Genomic DNA, 19,098 nt, shown 5'->3' with positions numbered 1-19,098 from the left:
TTTAAGAAACAGCGAGCATCATGAAATTTTATAATTTTAAAATTGCATTTATTGTACTGTCCTGCGTGCCATTTGGATCTTATGCGACCAGCTTACAGCAGGCTGCCCGAGCCGCATTAACCTATGACTCTGCATTGCAATCCAGCCAGATGACCAGTGAAGCCGATCAGCAAAAATACTGGCAGGGTATGGCCGGAATGTTGCCCACATTGACGCTCGAAGGAAACTGGGATCGTCAGGAACAGCCGGATAAAAAATATCAAAGTGGTGTAACAAATCACAGTTACGATCTCAGTGTCAGACAACCCCTGTTTGATATGAGTAAATATGCTGGCTGGCGTAAAGGCGTTGCTATTGCAAATACCGCTGAAGCCCAGTCAAAAAAAGCTGAAGAAAAGTTATTAAATGCGATCAGTAATGCCTACTTTTCGGTGCTCTATCAGCAGGAAGTTTTACAGGCAGCGAAAGCTGCCAGTCACAACTTCAAACAACAACAGCAAAAACTGCAGGCCGGTATTCTGAATGGACAAAACACCCGTACAGAGCTGGATGAAGCTAAGGCCAATTACGCTCTTGCTCAGGCCAAAGAAATAGAGGCGAGTAGTCAGTTATTGCTGGCTGGAGAAGCATTTCGTCGCTTATCGGGTGTCAGCCCGGACACTGTCGAGCCGGTAAACTTTCAGTGCCTTAACGCTTCGCCCTACGCTTCTTTAACTGATGCGATTAATGCCAGCCAGCAACGTAACACTGAAATCAAAATTGCCCTGTTTCAGAATGATCAGGCCGATGCTGATGTATTGGCTGCAGATGGCGCACATATGCCTGTCGTGTCACTTTACGCCAGATATGGCAAAAACTGGAGCCGTAACGATAACGACGATAATTTACTTTATGATGCTATTTTTGGCACTAACTCTAAAAGTAATAATCTGCAGTATGGCGTTAACGTTTCTATTCCATTATTCGCGGGTGGCAGCCAGATTTCACAATCTTATGAAGCAGCCTATCGCCGTCAGGCAGCAAAATATTCCACCATGGAAGCACAACGCAAAGCGGCTACAGATACACGTTCAGCATGGCTTAGTCTTACGAATGGAAAAGCGTTAATCAACGCGCAGAAAAATGCCGTCGAGTCTTCACGCGAAAAAGTGGTGTCTGTTCAATATGGCCGAGAAATGGGTTTCCGTACGGTAAATGATGAGCTTGATGCTCAGCAAAAATATTTTAGCGCACTTAAAGATCAGGCTGAAGCTCGCTTCAATTACCTGAACGCCCTCATTAATCTGGCACAAAGTACCGGATCACTATCAATCGACATGCTGAATTTTTTTCAGTGCCGTTAATCCCTTACTCATGATGATTATATAAATGGAACAGTCACTATTCCGTCAGGAGGCACTTGATGCAGCCAACCGTGGAAACCTGGGCATTGTGGCACTCTATTGCCCACCTTATCGCTGGTTAGTTATTTCCGTTGTAGTGCTGATCACTGCCGCGACAGCGCTGTTTTTTATATTTGGCAGTTATACAAAATATGAATCCTCTACCGGAGAACTTCTGCCTAAAAATGGCATGCTGATCATTCCGCCCCCCGTAAGCGCCACGGGGGTCGATATTCCAATAAAAGAGGGCCAGCATGTAGAAAAAGACGATGTGCTGATGGTGTTGTCATCAGAGGTTTCAACACAGTTAGGTCAGACTCGTCAGGTTATTGCCGAGAATCTGAAAGGCCAGCGTGAAAGGCTTCAGCAGGATCTGGTGACGCTTGAAAAGCTTCATCAGGTTGAAATGAAGGGCCTGACCGACACTATTGCCAGCCTGAAACTGCAACAGGAGCAGCTGAAGCTGCAACTGACACACCGTCGGAAACAGGTTTCCCTGGCGAAAATGCAGTTGGACAAGCTGGAAGCCATGCACAACGAAGGGTATGCCTCAAGCCGTCAGATGGAAGAGCAGGAGTCTAATCTGCTCGATAGCCAGGCGCGCTACCAGGAATATCAACGTCAGCTGTTGGACATCTCGCAAAAAATTGTTCAGACCGAGCAACAGCTGCATGAAAAACCGCTGGATGACGAGAAAAAGCGTAACGATATCGAGCGCCAACTGGCTGATAACCGGCAGTCGATGGCTGAAAATGAAGCGCGCCGCTCGTTTGAATTACGTGCGCCTAAAAGCGGATATGTCGGCATGATTATGGTCAAAAATGGACAGATGCTCACCGCCGGTCAGTCAGCCATAGCAGTTTTGCCAAGCAATACTGAACTTGTCGCCCGCATCATGGTAAACACGCAGTCCATTGGTTTTATCCAACCGGGACAGCGGGTGGTGCTGCGCTACAAAGCGTTTCCTTATCAAAAGTTTGGTCAACAGTATGGAAAAGTTATCGAGGTTTCACGCACCGCTCTGTCTCCTCAGGAAGTCACTACGTTAACCGGCAAAAATAATATTCAGGAACAGCAGTACCGTGTGCTGGTCTCCCTGGACAAACAATCAATTACTGCTTATGCGCAGAATGAAAAACTCAAGCCGGGTATGGCGCTGGATGCCGATTTTATCGTCGACAAACGTCGTCTTTATGAATGGGTGCTGGAGCCAATTTTTGCGCTTGGACACAAAATCTCTCTCTGATTAAAAGGTCTGTTCTGTGTTGTTATTAGAGAAACTCAATTTTAAATGGTTTAACCGCCTGCCGATGATTCGTCAGTCACAGGCGACGGAATGTGGTCTTGCTTGTCTGGGGATGATTGCCAATTATCACGGTCATGAAATCGACATGATCACCCTGCGTCGCAGGTTCGCAACGTCGCTTAAGGGTGCAACCCTTAGTGATGTCATTGCCATGGCACAACAACTCAATATGAGTTCCCGTGCGTTACGCGTTGATATGGAAGAGCTGTCTAAATTACGCATGCCCTGCATTCTGCACTGGGAATTGAACCATTTCGTTGTGCTAAAAAAAGTGCGCGGCAATAAGATCACGCTTCACGATCCTGCACGCGGCATTCGGGAACTGACATTTAAAGAAGCATCACCGGCGTTCACCGGCGTTGCACTGGAGCTGGTTCCCTCCTCCACTTTTGAGGTCAAAAAAGAAAAAGAAAGCATCTCGATGATGAAGCTGGTGGGCAGTGTGACAGGGGTGAAATCTGCCTTTGCCCAGGTGCTTATCCTGTCCATCGCTCTGGAGCTTTTCGGCGTACTCTCCCCCTTCTTTATGCAGTGGGTGATGGATATGGTGCTGGTCTCCGCAGATTACTCACTACTCTCCTTGCTCGGGATCGGCTTTATCATGATTGCGTTGTTTCAGACCATGATTACAGCGCTGCGCTCATGGGTGATGAGCTGGTTCTCAAGCCAGCTCAGCGTGCAGTGGACGGTCAATGTCTGTCACCATATGTTAAAGCTGCCACTTGAATGGTTCGAATCCCGTCACGTTGGTGACATTCTGTCCCGCTATGGCTCGCTGAACACCATCCAAAGTACGCTGACCAGCCGCTTCATTAGTACTGTGCTGGATGGGGTAATGTCGATCGTGACAGTAGTGATGCTGTTTATCTATAACGCTAAGCTTGCCTGGCTGGTAATTGGCCTTTTTGTCGCCTATGCACTGTTACGCTTCATGGCTTATGATCCTGTTCGCCGCGCCAACGAAGAGCAAATCATCAGTTCAGCCCGCACGCAATCTTCATTACTGGAAACGCTTCGCGGTATCCAGGCGGTAAAAACCAATAACAAGCAGGTGCCTCGTCTCTCCGCCTACATGAATTTCCTGGTGGATACGACCAACAAAGGCATTGTGATTCAGAAGCTTAACATTTTGTTTGGTTCCGCCCAGGGATTGCTCACTTCTGTAGGCAGGGTCGTACTGGTCTGGCTGGCTGCGCTGCAAGTACTGGATGGCAACTTCTCTGCAGGTATGCTTACCGCCTTTATTAGCTTCTCAGATCAGTTTATGAGCCGCGGTGCAGGTCTGATCAACGCCGTAATCGACTTCAGAATGCTGCGTATGCATGGTGAACGACTGGCCGATATCGTGTTGTCAGAAACTGAAGTCAGCTCAGAAGCCAGTCCGGTACTGGTGAGTAAAGATACGCATGATGAGACAGAAACGCCGCAGGATATCAAACTAACGGATATCCGCTTCCGCTATGCACCTACCGAACCCTGGGTAGTAAATGGTGCCAGTCTGGAAATTAAGGCTGGCGAAAGCGTTGCGATTGTCGGCCCTTCAGGTCAGGGAAAGACCACCATGGCCAAAATCATTCTGGGTCTGCTGCACCCGGAAGGTGGAACAATCACCGTGGGCGGAATGGACATTACCCAGACAGGACTTGAACACCATCGTAACCGTATCGGCTGTGTTATGCAGGATGACATCCTGTTCTCAGGCTCGATCAGTGAAAATATTAGCTTCTTTGATAATAATCCTGACCACGCAAAAATTACCCGTGTAGCACGCCTGGCGCAAATTCACGGCGATATCATGAAAATGCCGATGAACTATCAAAGCCTTGTCGGTGATATGGGATCGTTTCTCTCTGGCGGGCAGCTGCAGCGTATTCTGCTAGCTCGCGCCCTCTACCGCGAACCAAAAATACTGGTACTGGACGAAGCAACCAGTCATCTGGATATCTATAACGAAGCGCAGATCAACAATGCAATAAAGCAAATGAAAATTACCCGAATCATGATTGCACATCGCCCGGAAACCATAAGAAGTGCAGATAAAATCGTCCTGTTAAATAACGGTACGCTCAGTGAAGTTACCGCAGAGCAGTTATTTGGCCAGACAGAAAAAACTAAAGAAATGGAGATTACACATGGATAAAAATATTTGCCGGTTTAGCGAAGGTATGATTACTTTACCGGAAGGCTACTGCGAGCGAACCCTGAACACGCTGGCGGATCCCCGTTCAGCGATGCCACCCGTCACTATTTCTCGTGATAAACTGGCCAATCACAACAATCCAGAAGAATATATCAGCAGTCAGCTTGCTATTCTGCAGAGACAAATGAAAGACTGGCAGCAGCAGGCAAATCAACCCGTGGTGTTGGGCGATAATCTGAGCACAGGCATCATGATTACTTATGATTTTCTGCGCCCGGATAATATCCGGCTTTATCAAAAGCAGGCGATTTTCACCTTAAACCTGGAGGATGTATTAATTTTCTCTTTGTCAAAGGCTGCCCCCCTGACCGATGAAGAAATTCAGCTGTTTAATAATATCCTGAAGAGTTTCCAGAGCTGGCCCTGATACTTTTCCTCAGCAAAGCCTGACGACATAACGTTAAAAGAAAAACCGGGCAGGATAAACCCTTCCCGGTTTCATGCATTCTGAACACCGCTAAATTAGCCGTTTACAGAGCTTAGTAACGCTGGCAGGTAAAGAGATAGGAGATCGGCCCACCGATAATATAGGTATTTTTATCAATCTTATCGACATCCAACTGCAGATGCGTTGGATCCAGCGTGATCTCTGCTAACAACTTATTAAAGATGACATCAGGGGTAGTATCAGTATTCGAAGTGACAACTTTGCTGATCTGATACCGGTAAGTATCATCGGAAATTTTAGCGCCATTGATTAATGCAACCCTTCTGTTAAGAATAGTAACACCGTCATTGCTCGTTGCCTGCCCATTCAGCAACAGATAGCCTGAATCCTTTTTATCAAAACGTAAATCCTGGGCAACAGCGAACTCAATTCGTTTATCATCATTACGACTGAGATCGTAACGGCTAAACGCTGAGCATCGAAAAGGAAAATCTTTGGCCTGATGTGTTAAGTAATAAACCCCTGCAAAAGTCACCATTAATAGCGCAGCCAGCATGAAGATAATATTAATACCAATGCTCCGCTTCATCCCATTCTCCAGTCAAGATAATAAAAATTGTCGCATGAGATGATATGACCATCGCTATTAATTTTACACGATGAAAGAATTGTTCTTCCGAAATTCTTAGTAGTAAAAGAGGTGTTTTTATCAAAAATAATCCGGTGACCCGCATCGCAGGTTTGATTATTTTCCCTTAGAATTTGCACTATTTGCTTACCCAATGCCTGTCGTTCAACCTCATCCAGACCCTGCAATAATACTGCTTCGCAGCCACCTTCAAGTTTAATGGCACTCATTGGAATAATTTGCTCGTCAGGACGAGATACCGTGAAATACCAGAGCACCATGCCCAGCACTATCAGAGCAACAGAAGCAAACCAGTATCGCCGGGTGACGTTAACGGACGTAGCTGGCAGCTGATTACCAGGCGGAGTGGCAGGCAGGACAACGTTTTCAGCAGACCCTTCAGTTATACTTCCTTCCGATATGTCATCAGTTAAAACTTCCGTCACCCCCATGACCGGGGCTGATTGACGTTCAATTTTAATATCGGTATTCAGGCGTATACCAATTTTCGGGATGGTGATAATCAGATTTTCACAGCCATAAGCCGCGAGTGCCCTGCGCACAATACTCAGATATTGATTCAGATTACTATTCGATCCACGCAGGCAATATTTATCCCAGACCTCGGTCAGCAACGTATCACGCGCCAGTATTTCTCCCCCGGAATTCAGTAACTGTTCAAAAAGCCGACCTGAAGAAATACTGAGGCTCAGCGACTCCTGAGTAGGAATGTGGCTAAGCGTGCAGTCATCAGAATTGTAAGAAACCTGATCATCGATTATGTAAATCATTAAGAAATCACTGAATTTCCGCTCATTTATCGACAGTATAATTCAGCTTATATGAAGAAGCACTACAGACGCGTTAATCAGGCGATTAAGGAAATTTTTACAGATTAGCCAGCAGAACGGGCCGGGCAGAGTGCGTCCCTGCCCGGCAGCTGGTTAATAATTTAAGAAACGACAAAGAATCATAAGGTTAGCGGCGATTTTTATGGCTGATTAGCGGCAGCAAACTCCGCATAATTACTTTGAGTAATGGTTTTATAGGGGATCCAGTTCAGTGATTCGACTTTCTGTTTATCCAGTAACGCTTTCACGACTTTCACAGCGCCCGTCGCCTGCCCTTTCGCATCCTGGAAAATAGTCAGCGTCATCTTTCCATTTTTGACGAACTGCTGACCATCAGGCGTGCCATCGATCCCGGCAACCAGAATGTGGCTGTTTTTCGCCTGATTCAGCGCCATAATAGCCCCGATAGCCATTTCATCATTATTGGCGGCGATTGCATCGATCGGTCGCTGATTAAGCAGCCAGCCCGAAACTACGTCTACCGCTTCATTACGCTGCCAGCGTGCAGTCTGTTTTTCGATTACCGCCATCTGCTTATATTTAGCGATCACCGCTTCAACGGCACGCGTCCGTTCCCGCGCTTCTTCATTTGATAATGCGCCCATTAAAATGGCGACATTGCCCCGATAGTTCATCTGTTTTGCCAGCGCTTCCATCTGCATCTCACCCCCCAGGGCAGAGTCAGAACCGACATAGGCCATACTGGACGGTAATTTCACTTCCGGTTTACGGTTAACAAACACCAGCGGAATGCCCGCCGCTTCTGCCGCTTTCACCATCGGCAGTACGCCCTGTGTATCGACCGGGTTGAGAATAATGGCATCCACGCCCTGATTGATAAAGTCTTCAACCTGCTGTACCTGAAGAGCTACATCCCCTTTGGCATCGACGAACTGCCCATCCATTTTCAGCGCTTTTATCTCATCCACCATCTGCGTCCGCAGAATCGATACGAAGTTAAGATCGAAATTAGCCAGTGCGACACCGATTTTAGGTGTTTTAGCCCAGGCGGTAACGCTGATCATCAGGCTGAGCAGCAGTGCTAACATTTTGGTTTTCATCGCGTAATCCTGTAGGGTTTATTATTGATAGAACCGCCGGGCAACAGGCAAATACCCGGCGGCAGAGCTCACAACGTAAAGTGATCGCGGAACTGTGCCAGGGCTGTTTCGCTGTCGCCTTCGGCCCAGCTCTCCAGCGCAACGACGCCGCAATAGCCGACCTGCTCCAGCGCACGGGCAATGGCGCGATAGTTAATTTCCCCGGTGCCAGGCTGCATGCGCCCCGGCACATCAGCCACCTGGATTTCACCGATAGCGGGGCCGCAGCGTCGTATCAGCTCTATCAGGTTGCCCTCTCCAATCTGGGCGTGATAGAGGTCCAGATTCATCTTCAGTGCCGGGCTGTTGACCGCTTCGACCAGCGCCAGCGTATCGGCAGCCCGTGCGAACGGTGTACCCGGATGATCAACTGCCAGATTCAGGTTTTCGAGAGTAAATACCCGCCCGGCCTGCTCGCCGAGCGCAGCGACACGCCGCAGGGTGTCGGCCGCTTTAAGCCACATCTCACCGGTAACCACCTCAACCGGACGAACCGCCTGGCCGTGAGCATCCAGCCCGGTGCCATGCAGATTCAGGCTCGGGCAGTTCAGACGATCTGCAATCGCCAGTGAGGTTTCTGCGCTATGCAGCAACTCTGCAATCTCATCATCATCAGTCAGGTTACCGTTGAGGTAGCCGGTCATGGAGGTAAAACGCGCACCTGTCGCCACCAGCGCGTCGATATCTTTGTTGGCCCAGTTCCAGATCTCCACGCCAAATCCCAGCGCATGAATCCGCTCAACACGCGCGATAAAAGGCAGTTCGAGAAACACCATCTCCGCACAGACTGAAAGCTGAAAACCGGCCATTAGCGTTCTCCCAACAGAATGGGTTTGCGTTGCTGCACCGATTCAATACAGGCCAGCGCAATTTCCAGCGCGTTACGTGCATCAATGCCAGTAGCGCGCGGCGTGTCACCGTGCAGAATCGCGCGGGCGAATTCTGCCATTTCAGCAACATAGGCCTCACGCAGCAGATCGGTATCCATTCGAGACGTTGCGATGGCAATACCCTCGGCGTGATAGCGCACACAGTTGTCCTGATTGATGTTGCCCGCCTGCAGCATACCTTTACTGCCAAACACCTCACCGCGAACGTCATAACCGTAAACTGCCTGGAAGTTGGCTTCCGCAGTGGCAATGGCACCGTTATCAAAGCGGATGGTCACCACCGCGGTATCAAGTAATCCCTTATCTTTAAAATCGGGACGCACCAGCGCATCAGCCAGCGCATAGACCTCAACCGGCCGGGAACCCGGATTGAAGTGCAGCAGGGTGTCGAAGTCATGGATTAAGGTTTCAAGGAAGATGGTCCACTGCGGGATTGGGGCCGGATCGCGCAGGCCAGGGTCGCGTGTCACCGAACGGCTTAGCTGGGTGGTGCCATTGGTGCCTGCTCTGACAGCTTCAATAGCTGCGGCGAAGCCTGCACTGAATCGACGATTGAAGCCGACCTGCAACACAACGCCCGCATCCTGTGCGGCGGCAATAGCCCGATCTGCCTCATCCAGCGTTACCGCCATCGGTTTTTCGCAAAACACGTGCTTGCCAGCCCGGGCTGCAGCGATCACCAGTTCGGCGTGAGTGCGAGCCGGCGTAGCAATAGCAACGGCATCGATTTCGCTGTCATTGAGTAACGCCTGGATATCGGTATAGGCTTTCTCCACCCCCAGCCGGTCTGCCAGTTGCTGCGCTGCGCCGGGTTGCAGGTCGGCGACCGCTGTCAGCCGTGCCCCAGGCACCCGCAGCGCCAGATTCTCTGCATGAAAACTGCCCATGCGGCCAGCACCGATCAATCCCACTCGTACTGTTTTAAGGTTCATAACTGCTCCTGTTTTTTGTTGTCAGCCCAGTCAGGCTGAATAGGGTGTCCGGATGTCGCCTGCGCTTTGGCGGCAAAACGACGGGATTTTGAAAGCATCAGCGGCTCGATGTGCTCCAGTGAGATGCCTCGGGTTTCAGGCAGAAAACGTTTTACAAACCAGAAGGCCACCAGGCAGCCAGCGGCGCAGAGCATCAGTGGAAAAGCACCATGGAAGTGATCCATCAGCAAACGGCTACGGTTCATCATCGGGAAAGTCTGAGTAACGATGAAATTGGCGAGATACGTCGAAGAAAAGGCGTAGCCCATCGCGACGGCACGAATCCGGTTGGGAAATATTTCAGAGATCAGTAGCCAGGCACCCAGACTCCATGACATACCAAAAATCAGTACGAACGCCACCAGGCCCACAACCGGCAGCAGGCCACCGATCTGCGCTATAAAGGCCCAGGCGGTAATCACCAGGCTGACAGCGCAACCCAGCGCTCCCCAGCGCAGCAGACGCGTCCGTCCCCAGCGATCCACTGCGTTCAGACAAAACGCTACTCCGACCAGCAGCGCCAGTCCGAGGAAAATGCTGTGATAGAGGGAGGTCTGTGTATCCGGTGAGATGTTCTGCAGCAGCGACGGTGCGTAATACAGCAGGATGTTGATGCCCGAAACCTGCTGCAGAATCGCAATCGCGCAGCCGATCAGCAGGATGTAACGCATTCTGGCGTCGCGGAGCAGACGGGTTCCCTGCTGACGGGTAACAGAATCCGCGTCCGGCGCACTGATTTCTGCCAGCAGACGCCGCGCATGTTCAGGCGTCGAAAGCTGGGTCAGCACTGCCAGCGCGCGTTCACGCTTGCCGTTTAACGCCAGCCAGCGTGGTGATTCCGGCATAAAGGGCACCAGTGCCAGAAACAGCAGGCAAGGCACCACACCCGACGCCAGCATCCAGCGCCAGCCTTCACTGACTATCCAGGCATGGGGCATACCGCGTGCAATCAGGTAGTTCACCACATAGACCGTGACCTGACCGCCAACCATCAGCATCTGCTGCAGCCCAAGCATGCGCCCTCGCCAGTCCTTAGGTGAGACCTCTGCGATATAGAGCGGCGTAATTGCCGACGCCATCCCGACCGCCAGGCCACCCACCAGTCGGTAAATCACAAAACCGGTTAGTGAATCTGCCAGCGCAGAACCCACCGCAGACACGGCAAACAACAGCGCGGTGATCACCAGTGTAGGTTTACGCCCGATCCGATCTGAGATCGAGCCGACACAGCCAGCGCCGATGATACAGCCGAGGATGACATTTGAAACAGCCCATCCACTTTGCCACGGCGTTAGTGCGAGGTGTTCCGTCAATGGCTCAATAACGCCGGAAATCACTGAGGCGTCATAACCGAGGATCACCCCGCTCAATGAGGCGATGGAACAGATGAACAGCAACAACTTCAGATTATGTTTACGCATAACACCTTAACTTTCCCATTGTTTTTGACAGGTGAGAGTTAGTGTCAGCGTTGCAAAGTGGATGCCAGTTTTAAAGCGGGCTTTTATGTGAACGCGCTCGCAGATGGCGCGTCCTGATTGAAAATAAAATTTACATGTCAACTTAACATGTCATTAAAATGGACATTCCATCGACCACGGGAGAGTGAAATGCAATCTCTGCATGATTTGCTGCCTAATAAAGAAGAGAGCGATGCCATATTCAGCCTGCCGGAAGGCGGTGATGCGGCACAGTGGGAAGCTCGGTTTGCCCGGGGCTGGCAGGCATTTAGCCAGGGTGAACAGCCGCGCTGGATCCGCCGCAGTATTTTGCAGTCATGGAACCGCTCGCACGAACATGGCATCGATCCGGTATCTTTTGAGTACAGTGCCTCCGATCCAACGGAGCTGGCCGCCGTTCTGCGTCATAACAGTGAGCTGATTACTGTGGCGCATAGCGTGATGGAGAACCTGCTGGCTTACAATCCCGACGGTCATATCAATCTTACAGATGCGCAAGGCATCGTACTGAGTTTTTGCGGCAGCGACCTGACTCCGGTCGGCAGCATCCTGCGTGAGGAGGTGCTCGGCACCAACTGCACCGCGCGCTGCCTGCGAGAGCAGCGGCTGGTCTATGTACTCAGCGGAGAAAACTGGAAAATCGCGCTGCGTGAACGTAACCGGCAGTGCGCCGCAGCTCCTATCCGTGATGCCAGCGGTCGTATGACCGGCGTACTGACGCTGACCGCCACGCCTGACAATTTCAGTGCCCATACGCTGGGCACCGTGCAGGCTGCCGCAGAGGCAATTGGCCAGCAACTCACCTTACGCCGTCTGCTGGCCGAGCAGCAGTCGATACTGGAGACCCTGAATGAGGGCGTTGTGGTCTGCGACCGCGACGGACGCATCAAAACCCTGAATCGCTACGCTCGTCAGATCTTTGCCGGTATTGATACCGACAACGCCCTGATCGATCAGGTGCTGCAGCCCCAGTCCGGTTCATTGCTCACACTGCCCTGCTGTAATGACCGCGAGATGGTGTTCCGCCCCGATGGCAGACCCAGTGTTTCATGCCTGGTCTCGCTGATGCCGGCACCGGACGGCGGTCGCATCCTGTCGCTGCGGGAAAATCAGCGCATCCGTGCCATTACCCGTCGTGTGCTCGGCGTCAGCGCCAGCTATACCTTTGAGATGATTCGTGGTCAGGCACCCACGCTGCAGAAGGCTCTTCAGGATGCCCGCGCCAGCAGTCGCAGTGACAGTACCGTCCTGCTGACCGGTGAAAGCGGAACCGGTAAAGAGCTGTTTGCTCAGGCGATCCACAATGCCAGCAGCCGGGCGCATGAGTCCTTTGTCGCGGTTAACTGCGGCGCACTGCCGCGTGACCTGGTGCAGAGTGAGCTATTCGGCTACGTCGATGGCGCGTTCACCGGCTCACGGCGCGGCGGTTCGGCAGGTAAATTTGAGCTGGCCGACGGTGGCACGCTGTTTCTGGATGAAATTGGTGAGATGCCACTGGAGGCACAGACCAGCCTGCTGCGCGTGCTGCAGGAGAGTGAGGTGCTGCGCATCGGAGCGGCGCATCCGCTGAAAGTGGATGTCCGCATCGTGGCGGCAACCCATTGCGATCTGCTCAGTGCAGTGGAACAGGGTGCTTTCCGCCGTGACCTGTTCTATCGCCTCAATGTTATCTCCCTGACCATCCCTGCCCTGCGTGAACGCCAGAGCGACATTCCTGATCTGGTGAATACCTTCATTCACGCCCTGTGTCAGCGGCTGAATAAAACGCCTCCGCAGGTGAGCATTGAAGCAATGAACGCCCTGCAGGCATGGCACTGGCCCGGCAACGTGCGCGAGCTGGAAAATCTGGTCGAGCGGATCGTTAATCTTTGCCAGAGCAGCATCATCGACCTTGCCGATTTGCCGCCAGCGATGGTGACGCGCGCAGCCGAAAACAGACCAGCGGCCAGCAGCCTGTTGCAGGATAATGAACGAGCCTGCATCCTGCAGACCCTTCGCGCGCAGGGGGGTAATCTGCGGCAGTCCGCTAAGCTGCTGGGCATTTCTCGCACGGCGCTCTATAACAAGCTCAATCAGTGGAATATTTCTATAGATACGCTGCGCCAATAACCGGCTGGTGGCACTCAGCAACACCAGCATACATTCAGCCCGTTCAAAACATGGCTTTTGATCGCAACAGGGCCTAAAATGTGACCACCCCTAACAGTGGTCACTGAATTTTTTCACCCACCTTTGATCTGCCAGGTTCTGACAATGACTCAATCCGTAACGGAAAAAGGCACACGCGGCCCGGCCGGGCACAATGTGCGTGACCAGATTGTCGATGCTGCCATGCAGCACTTCGCGCATTATGGTTACGAAAAAACCACCGTCTCCGATCTCGCCCGTGCTATCGGCTTTTCCAAAGCGTATATCTACAAATTTTTTGAATCAAAACAGGCGATTGGCGAAGTGATCTGCTCCACCCGGCTTGCGATGATTATGCAGCACGTCGAAGTCGCTATCGCCGATGCGCCTGGAGCATCGGAACAACTGCGGCGACTGTTCCGCACGCTTTCCGTCACCGGCACTGAACTCTTTTTTCATGAACGTAAACTCTATGATATTGCTGCCGTCGCGTCGCGTGACCGCTGGCCGTCGGCGATGGCGCATGAAGAACGACTGCTCAGCCTGATTCAGCAGATCCTGCGCCGGGGGCGTGAATCCGGTGAGTTTGAACGTAAAACCCCGGCTGACGAAGCGGCGGAGGCAATCTATCGGGTGATCAAACCCTACGCCAGTCCGGTACTGCTGCAGTACAGCCTTGATGACGCTGAAGAAGCCTCTGCACAACTGGCAGCGCTGGTGTTACGTAGCCTTGCGCCCTGAACATTGCGCATGATGTGACTATTGACTTATTTAGTCACAAGAGCAACGATAGCACTCTGTCTGGTTATCGCTCAGGATTCTGATGCTGCTAAGCTTATCTCTCTCTGCTCTATTCCATCCCTGCGTTCATCCATCGCACTATTCTACGCAGGGTCTCACCTTCCGCGCTCAAGGCGTGTATCCATTGTCTGCGGCAGCATTTCAATCACTGTCCGGACTCTCTACGGGAGTAATCCAATGAGTCACTTAGCCTCATCACAACGCATTGTCATTACCGGCGCGGGCATCTTTTCGCCACTGGGTTGTGGCGTTGAAACCGTCTGGCGGCGATTAACGGCAGGAGAATCAGGTATACGTACCCTTCCCGATACGCTTACTGCTGGCACCGGTATTTCAGTAGGTGGCAGCGTGCCGGGCATCGATGAAGATCCGCTGGCAGGTTACGACCCCGAAGCGTTCATTGCGCCGAAAGAGCGTAAAAAGATGTCGCGCTTTATAGAATTCGCGCTGCTGGCAGCAGAAGAAGCGCTGAATCAGGCAGCCTGGCATCCTGAAGATGAGGCGACGCGTGAACGTACCGCGACGATTATTGCTTCAGGCGTCGGCGGCTTTGGTGCCATTGCCGACGCGGTGCGCACCACCGATGCACGCGGCCCGCGCAGGCTCTCACCCTTTACAGCACCTTCGTTTCTGGCCAACATGGCCGCGGGTCATGTCTCGATCAAACACGGCTTCACCGGCCCGCTGGGTGCGCCCGTTACCGCCTGTGCGGCGGGAGTTCAGGCGATTGGTGACGCCGCAAGGTTAATAAGAAGCGGTGAAGCGGACATTGCTATCTGTGGCGGCACAGAAGCGGCGCTGGATCGCGTCACGCTGGGCTGTTTCGCGGCTGCACGTGCGCTATGTGTGGGCTATGAAGATCAGCCGCACCATGCCTCACGTCCGTTTGATCGTGACAGAAACGGCTTTGTGATGGCCGAAGGTGCAGGCCTGCTGGTGATTGAGTCGCTGGCTCATGCCGAAGCACGCGGTGCGACGCCGCTGGCGGAGATTGTCGGCTATGGCACCAGCGCCGATGCATACCACTTAACCGCGGGTCCGGAGGATGGCAGCGGGGCTGCGCGGGCGATGAGAACCGCCCTGCGTCAGGCGGGCATCAGCCCGGAAGACGTCCAGCATATCAACGCACACGCAACCTCAACTCAGGTTGGCGATCACGGTGAGCTGGCGGCTATTCGTGCAGTGTTTGGCGATGATTCGCAGGTCGCGATCGCCTCAACGAAATCCGCCACCGGCCATCTGCTGGGTGCGGCAGGCGGCGTTGAGGCGATATTCACCCTGATGGCGCTGCGGCAGCAGCTTATTCCGCCGACGCTGAACCTCCATCATCCCGATGAAGCCGCAGGCAATCTTGACCTGGTGGCGCTCAATGCACGTCCCACGGCGCTGACTTATGCCATGTCGAACGGTTTTGGTTTTGGCGGCGTCAACGCCAGTCTCCTGTTGCGTAAGTGGCAATGACTTCAGAGTGACGATTAAGCCCGCGCTGCCAGACACCCTCTCAGCGCGGGTAATACATCGGACGTCCTTAAAAATCATGCACAGCTGTTCCCTGTGTGCCGGGGTTTATCAAAACACCCTCTGTACAACACTCGCTTTATAAATCTGTACCTTTCCTGACAAAATTGCCTCCGCCAGACCTCCTGCCCTTTTTCTTTCAGCACTACAATTAATCGGATGAAAACAACCTCAGAGAACGTTAATGAAGATTGCAGCTTTCGATATTGGTGGTACCTCTTTAAAAATGGGCGTGATTGATGAGCAGGGAAATATTCTGACCAGTGAGAGTGCTGATATTTCCCATAATTCACGCGACAAAATACTTGATGAGATCCTGGCCTGGCTGGAGAAAAATCCCGGCTGTGCTGGCATCGCCGTCAGCACGCCCGGTTATATTGATGCAGAAGCTGGATATATCGCCATGGGTGGCACCATTCGGGACTTCGACCAGTTTCATCTGAGCCAGTGGCTGACGGAAAAAACCTCACTGCCTGCCACGGTCGAAAATGACGCCCACTGCGCCTTACTGGCTGAACAGTGGCTGGGCAAAGCAAAAAAACTCAGTGATTTTCTGATGTTAACTATCGGCACAGGATTAGGCGGAGCGGCCTTCTGCAACGGCGCGCTGATCCGGGGCGGTCGTAACCGCGCGGGCGAGTTTGGCTGTCTGCTGACTTCGCGCCCCACCAGCAGCAATATTGAACGCCATACCATGAGCCAGAGTTGTACCATGACGGCGCTTCGGGAGAATTACAGCCAGCTCATCGAAAAATCTTCCGACGACGTCACGGGTAAAGATGTCTTTGACGCATACGATCGCAAAGAAGAAGCCGCGCAGCAGGTGGTGAATAAATTCTACCAGGATCTTGCAGCCTGCTTATATAACCTCTTCAGCGTGTTCGATCCGCAGATGATATTTATCGGTGGTGGAATTACCGAGCGGGAACCGTTCCTCGAGGAACTGGCAGAGCAACTGGCAAAATATGATCTTGATATCCGCATTGATACCGCGACCTACGGCAACGACTCCGGCATGTTGGGCGCAACCTGGAATTTCCTGCAGCGTCAGCCAGACAAATAATGGCTTGTAGTTCAGGACGTATGCAGGTTACACCTTTCTGATAATTATGATGATTTATCTGGTGCGGTATTCAAAACGATAACCCGGTCATGACCGGGTTTACTCTTGTTTATATTAGTGTCGTATTTGCGCCAAATCGTCTGACGTCAGGCCGGTCATTTCTATGACAGTTTTACGATCAAGGCCGTTTTGTAGCATAGTGCGCGCAATTTTCAGGGTAGCTTCACGCTGCCCTTCAGTACGACCTTTCTCAATACCACGCCGTTCACCAAGCTCGATACCTTCTGCGCGACCTTTTTCGATCCCTTTTTGTTCAAGCTGCTGTGCGATGGTCATCAGTGCGTCTCCGTGTTGTGGCACCCGCTGTGCCAGTTCGCGAACGAAAGCTTCGTAGTCAGCTGACTCACCAGCCTGCAGTAAATAGTGTATCAGCGTCATCACCTGGGGTGAAGAAAGATAATCGGCCATGAGTAGCGTGACCAGATGGTCAGTCAGGCTTGCAATGTCGCGTTGATGAATATGTTTCTGCAAAAGCGTCAGGGCGGCCATACTGCGATGAGTCATGATCTCATCATCCGGGATGACCGTAATGTCCACCAGCGGGAAGGCGCCTCTATAAAGGCTTTCCGCCACTACCGGATCATCAAATTCGTCGAACCAGCGGGTCGACCACGGATAGGGAGTGCGCTTACCGGTATAGAACAGTACAGGTATGACTAAAGGCAGTTTTTTATGGCCAGCTTCAAGGTGGCGCTGCATAGCGGCTACCGCATTCCGTATCAGGCGGAATGCCATATGCCTGTCAGGGGTGGATTGGTGTTCTATCAGAACATGAATATATCCGTCACCGGTTGAGGTTCTGAGACTATACAAAACGTCACTAAAGTATTGACGCAAATCGTCTTCAACAAATGATCCGGACTCAAGCTTCAGTGTGGTGAGATCGCAGATTTTAAGCAATTTCTCCGGAAGGTGGATTTGCATAAAATCTCTGGCAACATCCGGATGCGTAAGAAACTGTCGAAAAGTAGCATCATGAGGTGTAACACTATTTTTATTTTTCATCAGTTCAGCCCCTGTAAATTCCATACGCTGCTACCACAGCGAAGAGGCTATCTTAATAGATAAGATTTTAATTTATAATATTTAAATCTTGCCCAATCTATATAGATTAACTGCACCAATGCTCTTTTAAAAAATTCATTAGCAAGATGGATTACGACGCGATCTAAATTAACAACCTTAATCAATTTATATAGCGATAATTAAAACATCCGGATGTACCCGAAACTTCTAACGCTGACCATTAATGTCTGAACCGCTTTACGAAAAGTTAATTTTCTAATTAAGTTACGGCATAACCAGCCCGATCACGCTGTTTATACCGCCCGCTCCCTATCCTCGTCCCGGCGCATCCAACAGGCTAAGCGCCACGCCTGTCAGGGTATAGACCACGACATACAACAGAATCAGTGCCGCAAGCAAAAGACGGTGGCTGCGCATCTCACTTTTCTTCATGGTGCCATTCAGAAGGTGTAGCTCAATGCCAGGGTGGCCGATGCGCCGTTGTGCCGTGCAACGATGGGGCTATCTGAAGCATGCTTATCCAGCCAGCTGTAGTCACCGATCACACTGGCAGCCCAGGCGGGTGTGAACTGATGGCTCCAGGTCAGGCTGGTGTCGGTGCCATAAAATCCACCCGCGGCGTTATAGCGTTCAAATCCGCTGCGCGCACTTTGCTTGCTGTTAACGCCATACCAGGTATTCATATAACGCCCGTCGCCAAACAGTCCCGCCACCTGCAGTGCCACGGTATCGTCACTGGTCTGCCAGGGGATCAGGGTTACGGAAGTCCGGTACTGCACACCCTGACTATCACTTAATGGCAGCGTCGCTTTGCCCTCCAGCACCACCCACGGCGTTACCGACCATCCCAGCGCCAGCGCGGTGTTCATCGTTGCGTCGATGTTCCCCATGCCTCTGAGCCGGTCATCCCCATCTCGCCAGGATGAATTCTGGTCAGAACGGCCCAGCCCGTAGCCCAGCGTATGTTCCAGATACAGTCCATTATCTGCCTGCAGGTCATAGCCAATGCCTTTCTGTGAGTCTAAAAAGAAGGCCCCGTCGCGTGCCTGGATCACCGGCATCAGCTGCCAGTGCTGCTTATCGGCGCCGCTATAGCGTGGTGCATTGATACCTGCAATGCCCAGCGTGACGCTTGGCGGCGGCGTAGTCTCATCAGCCATGGCAGTCGCGGCACTGAATCCCAGCGAAAAACAGACCATGTGCAGCGTTATTTTTCCGGTTATCATCACGTTTCCTCATTATCACATCAGGTGCGGAGCTGAGGGGTTCAGAGCCGCGTCAATGGCCGGAGTATGCGAGGCGAGTGTCAATTAACGACCAGGGATTT

At 51.9% G+C, this 19,098-nt stretch carries 17 protein-coding genes; 8 read left to right on the top strand and 9 right to left on the bottom strand.

Features of this window, described 5'->3' with window-relative positions:
* The first annotated feature begins 20 nt into the window (after window positions 1-20).
* Genes AC6I8B_RS22105 through AC6I8B_RS22090 form a run of 4 tightly spaced genes read left to right on the top strand, consistent with a single transcriptional unit; the run spans window position 21 to window position 5,255 of the window.
* On the top strand, window positions 21-1,343 hold the full coding sequence (locus tag AC6I8B_RS22105) for a TolC family outer membrane protein (protein ID WP_010256785.1): 1,323 nt from the start codon (window positions 21-23) through the stop codon (window positions 1,341-1,343).
* A gap of 25 nt (window positions 1,344-1,368) precedes the next feature.
* Window positions 1,369-2,628, top strand: coding sequence for an HlyD family secretion protein (locus AC6I8B_RS22100; RefSeq protein WP_497817798.1), 1,260 nt, complete (start codon window positions 1,369-1,371; stop codon window positions 2,626-2,628).
* Window positions 2,629-2,644: 16 nt separating this feature from the next.
* Window positions 2,645-4,828, top strand: coding sequence for a peptidase domain-containing ABC transporter (locus AC6I8B_RS22095; protein ID WP_033786428.1), 2,184 nt, complete (start codon window positions 2,645-2,647; stop codon window positions 4,826-4,828).
* On the top strand, window positions 4,821-5,255 hold the full coding sequence (locus AC6I8B_RS22090; RefSeq protein WP_010256796.1) for a DcrB-related protein: 435 nt from the start codon (window positions 4,821-4,823) through the stop codon (window positions 5,253-5,255). Before AC6I8B_RS22095 ends, AC6I8B_RS22090 begins: the two co-directional genes overlap by 8 nt.
* A 112-nt stretch (window positions 5,256-5,367) precedes the next feature.
* Here the strand turns inward: AC6I8B_RS22090 and AC6I8B_RS22085 are convergent, their stop codons facing one another.
* The 6 genes from AC6I8B_RS22085 to AC6I8B_RS22060 form a co-directional block, all read right to left on the bottom strand.
* On the bottom strand, window positions 5,368-5,865 hold the full coding sequence (locus AC6I8B_RS22085) for a FidL-like protein (protein WP_022624196.1): 498 nt from the start codon (window positions 5,863-5,865) through the stop codon (window positions 5,368-5,370).
* Window positions 5,862-6,695, bottom strand: a complete 834-nt coding sequence (locus AC6I8B_RS22080; protein WP_497817797.1) for a winged helix-turn-helix domain-containing protein — start codon at window positions 6,693-6,695, stop codon at window positions 5,862-5,864. The genes AC6I8B_RS22085 and AC6I8B_RS22080 overlap by 4 nt, the downstream gene beginning before the upstream one ends.
* Window positions 6,696-6,895: 200 nt before the next feature.
* The gene (locus tag AC6I8B_RS22075; protein WP_010256805.1) at window positions 6,896-7,816 is read right to left on the bottom strand and encodes a substrate-binding domain-containing protein; all 921 of its coding nucleotides are present in this window, start codon (window positions 7,814-7,816) and stop codon (window positions 6,896-6,898) included.
* A 68-nt stretch (window positions 7,817-7,884) separates the two neighbouring features.
* Complete coding sequence (locus AC6I8B_RS22070; RefSeq protein ID WP_497816587.1) at window positions 7,885-8,664, bottom strand: TIM barrel protein; 780 nt, start codon at window positions 8,662-8,664, stop codon at window positions 7,885-7,887.
* Entirely contained in the window at window positions 8,664-9,677 is a 1,014-nt protein-coding gene (locus tag AC6I8B_RS22065) for a Gfo/Idh/MocA family oxidoreductase (protein ID WP_497817796.1), read from the bottom strand. Before AC6I8B_RS22065 ends, AC6I8B_RS22070 begins: the two co-directional genes overlap by 1 nt.
* Window positions 9,674-11,137, bottom strand: coding sequence for a sugar porter family MFS transporter (locus AC6I8B_RS22060; protein WP_497817795.1), 1,464 nt, complete (start codon window positions 11,135-11,137; stop codon window positions 9,674-9,676). Before AC6I8B_RS22060 ends, AC6I8B_RS22065 begins: the two co-directional genes overlap by 4 nt.
* Before the next feature lie 189 nt (window positions 11,138-11,326).
* Here AC6I8B_RS22060 and AC6I8B_RS22055 point away from each other — a divergent pair, with 189 nt between their 5' ends.
* The 4 genes from AC6I8B_RS22055 (at window position 11,327) to AC6I8B_RS22040 (ending at window position 16,685) form a co-directional block, all read left to right on the top strand.
* On the top strand, window positions 11,327-13,285 hold the full coding sequence (locus tag AC6I8B_RS22055; RefSeq protein WP_064689854.1) for a sigma-54-dependent Fis family transcriptional regulator: 1,959 nt from the start codon (window positions 11,327-11,329) through the stop codon (window positions 13,283-13,285).
* Between the two features lie 144 nt (window positions 13,286-13,429).
* Window positions 13,430-14,044, top strand: a complete 615-nt coding sequence (locus AC6I8B_RS22050) for a TetR/AcrR family transcriptional regulator (RefSeq protein ID WP_497816585.1) — start codon at window positions 13,430-13,432, stop codon at window positions 14,042-14,044.
* Window positions 14,045-14,281: 237 nt separating this feature from the next.
* The gene (gene fabF, locus AC6I8B_RS22045) at window positions 14,282-15,565 is read left to right on the top strand and encodes a beta-ketoacyl-ACP synthase II (RefSeq protein WP_497817794.1); all 1,284 of its coding nucleotides are present in this window, start codon (window positions 14,282-14,284) and stop codon (window positions 15,563-15,565) included.
* A gap of 241 nt (window positions 15,566-15,806) precedes the next feature.
* On the top strand, window positions 15,807-16,685 hold the full coding sequence (locus AC6I8B_RS22040) for an ROK family protein (RefSeq protein WP_010256830.1): 879 nt from the start codon (window positions 15,807-15,809) through the stop codon (window positions 16,683-16,685).
* 114 nt (window positions 16,686-16,799) lie between these two features.
* Here the strand turns inward: AC6I8B_RS22040 and AC6I8B_RS22035 are convergent, their stop codons facing one another.
* The 3 genes from AC6I8B_RS22035 to AC6I8B_RS22025 form a co-directional block, all read right to left on the bottom strand.
* Window positions 16,800-17,750, bottom strand: a complete 951-nt coding sequence (locus AC6I8B_RS22035) for an Rpn family recombination-promoting nuclease/putative transposase (RefSeq protein WP_497816584.1) — start codon at window positions 17,748-17,750, stop codon at window positions 16,800-16,802.
* A 330-nt stretch (window positions 17,751-18,080) separates the two neighbouring features.
* Window positions 18,081-18,203, bottom strand: a complete 123-nt coding sequence (locus AC6I8B_RS22030; protein ID WP_254920079.1) for a hypothetical protein — start codon at window positions 18,201-18,203, stop codon at window positions 18,081-18,083.
* Between the two features lie 8 nt (window positions 18,204-18,211).
* On the bottom strand, window positions 18,212-18,997 hold the full coding sequence (locus AC6I8B_RS22025; RefSeq protein ID WP_497816583.1) for a MipA/OmpV family protein: 786 nt from the start codon (window positions 18,995-18,997) through the stop codon (window positions 18,212-18,214).
* Window positions 18,998-19,098 lie beyond the last annotated feature (101 nt).

The organism is Pantoea sp. X-Soil-ISGK-285 (genome assembly GCF_059730815.1).
This window is presented reverse-complemented; position numbering and strand designations above follow the sequence as displayed.